The following is a 3,166-nucleotide window of genomic DNA, read 5'->3' as shown; positions in this document are numbered from 1 at the left end:
TCTGACTCTGACAGCGACTCGGATTCGGACAGCGATTCCGACTCTGACAGCGATTCCGACTCCGACAGTGACTCGGATAGCGACAGCGATTCCGACACCCACAGAGACTCGGATAGCGACAGCGATTCCGATTCTGACAGCGACTCCGATTCCGACAGCGATTCGGATAGCGACAGCGATTCGGACTCCGACAGCGACTCCGATTCAGATAGTGACTCGGATTCCGACAGCGATTCAGATTCCGACAGCGATTCGGACTCTGACAGCGATTCTGACTCCGACAGCGATTCTGACTCCGACAGTGACTCGGATTCCGACAGCGATTCGGATTCGGACAGTGACTCGGATTCCGACAGTGACTCGGATTCTGACAGCGATTCTGATACTGAAGCACCCACTGCAGCACAGAACATCACGGTTAATGACAATGTTGGTTCCATCACTGGTGCGCTTCATTCCGGTGATGTGACCGATGATACAACGCCGGAGATCAAAGGGACGGCAGAAGCGGGCGCCACGATAACGATTTATGACGGCGATACCGTACTGGGTTCAGTGGTTGTGGATCAGGATGGCAACTGGAGCTTTACTTTACCGGAGCTTAGCGAAGGTCCTCATAGCCTGAGCGCTACGGTGACCGACAAGGCCGGGAACGTCAGCGAGCGCTCTCCGGTGTTTGAGCTGACAATTGATACCACCGCGCCGTCTGCCAGTGCGCCGGAGGTGACCGACGACGTGGCCGGACACACCGGCCCGCTGGCCAGCGGCGATCTGACCAACGACGCCACACCAACCCTGAGCGGTACCGCCGAGGCGGGGGCCACGGTCACGATCTATGACGGTGACACGGTGCTGGGTACCGTGGTTGCCGGGGAGGACGGACGCTGGAGTTACACCCCCGATGCACTTGACGAAGGCAGCCACAGCCTGAGCACCACCGTGACGGACAAGGCCGGGAACGTCAGCGAGCATTCCCCGGCGTTTGAGCTGACGGTGGATACAGTCGTGACTCCGGTCAGCGATCTGCAGGTGACCGACGATGTGGCCGGACATACCGGCCCGCTGACCAGCGGCGATCTGACCAACGACGCCACACCGGCCCTGAGCGGTACCGCCGAGGCGGGGGCCACGGTCACGATCTATGACGGCGACACGGTGCTGGGTACCGTGGTTGCCGGCGAGGACGGACACTGGAGCTTCACGCCGGATACCCTGAACGAGGGCGACCACCGCCTGAGCACCACCGTGACCGACAAGGCTGGGAACGTCAGCGAGCGTTCCCCGGCGTTTGAGCTGACGGTGGACACAATCGTGAATCCGGTCAGCGATCTGCAGGTGACCGACGATGTGGCCGGGCATACCGGCCCGCTGGCCAGCGGCGATCTGACCAACGACGCCACGCCGGCCCTGAGCGGTACCGCTGAGGCGGGCGCCACGGTCACGATCTATGACGGTGACACGGTGCTGGGTACCGTGGTTGCCGGCGAGGACGGACGCTGGAGTTACACCCCCGATGCACTTGACGAAGGCAGCCACAGCCTGAGCACCACCGTGACGGACAAGGCCGGGAACGTCAGCGAGCATTCCCCGGCGTTTGAACTGACGATTGATACCACCGCGCCGTCTGCCAGTGCGCCGGAGGTGACCGACGACGTGGCCGGGCATACCGGCCCGCTGACCAGCGGCGATCTGACCAACGATGCCACGCCGACCCTGAGCGGCACGGCGGAGGCGGGTGCCACGGTGACCATCTATGACGGTGAGACCGTACTGGGTACGGTGGTTGCCGGGGAGGACGGACGCTGGAGCTTCACGCCGGATACCCTGAACGAGGGCGACCACCGCCTGAGCACCACCGTGACCGACAAGGCCGGGAACGTCAGCGAGCGTTCCCCGGCGTTTGAGCTGACGGTGGATACAGTCGTGACTCCGGTCAGCGATCTGCAGGTGACCGACGATGTGGCCGGACATACCGGCCCGCTGACCAGCGGCGATCTGACCAACGACGCCACACCGGCCCTGAGCGGTACCGCCGAGGCGGGGGCCACGGTCACGATCTATGACGGCGACACGGTGCTGGGTACCGTGGTTGCCGGCGAGGACGGACACTGGAGCTTCACGCCGGATACCCTGAACGAGGGCGACCACCGCCTGAGCACCACCGTGACCGACAAGGCTGGGAACGTCAGCGAGCGTTCCCCGGCGTTTGAGCTGACGGTGGACACAATCGTGAATCCGGTCAGCGATCTGCAGGTGACTGATAATGCAGGAGAAGACACGGGTACACTGAACAGCGGCAACGTAACGGATGATGACACGCCGACCCTGAGCGGTACCGCCGAGGCGGGCGCCACAGTCACGATCTATGACGGCGACACGGTACTGGGTACGGTAGTTGCCGGGGAGGACGGACGCTGGAGCTTCACACCTGATGCGCTGGACGAAGGCAGCCACAGCCTGAGCACCACGGTGACCGATCTGGCCGGGAACGTCAGCGAACGCTCCCCGACTTTTGAGTTAACTGTCGATCTCAGCGACGACACCGACAGCGACTCGGATAGTGACAGTGATTCGGACTCTGACAGTGACTCGGATAGCGACAGTGACTCCGACTCTGACAGCGATTCGGACTCCGACAGCGACTCGGATAGCGACAGCGATTCCGATTCTGACAGCGATTCCGATTCTGACAGCGATTCGGACTCTGACAGCGATTCGGACTCTGACAGCGATTCGGACTCTGACAGCGACTCCGATTCCGACAGCGATTCCGACTCTGACAGTGACTCGGATTCCGACAGCGATTCGGATAGCGACAGGGACTCGGATTCCGACAGCGATTCGGAGTCTGACAGAGACTCGGATGCTGACAGGGATTCTGATTCGGACAGCGACTCCGATTCCGACAGCGATTCGGACTCCGACAGCGACTCGGATTCAGACAGTGACTCGGATTCAGACAGTGACTCGGATTCCGACAGCGATTCGGATTCTGACAGCGATTCTGACTCCGACAGCGATTCGGACTCTGACAGTGACTCGGATTCGGACAGCGATTCGGATTCGGACAGCGATTCCGATTCTGACAGCGATTCGGACTCCGACAGCGATTCCGAATCCGACAGCGACTCGGACTCGGACAGAGACTCCGACTCCGACAGCGACT

At 61.7% G+C, this 3,166-nt stretch carries 1 protein-coding gene; it reads left to right on the top strand.

The genetic code is table 11. The features are described 5' to 3' along the window. The coding region (locus ABLV12_RS08715; RefSeq protein ID WP_348866979.1) for an Ig-like domain-containing protein at positions 1-3,166 on the top strand (3,166 nt) is incomplete at both ends.

This window comes from Klebsiella sp. CN_Kp100, assembly GCF_040065315.1.
In the GTDB taxonomy this organism is placed as follows: Bacteria; Pseudomonadota; Gammaproteobacteria; order Enterobacterales; family Enterobacteriaceae; genus Klebsiella; species Klebsiella oxytoca.
This window is presented reverse-complemented; position numbering and strand designations above follow the sequence as displayed.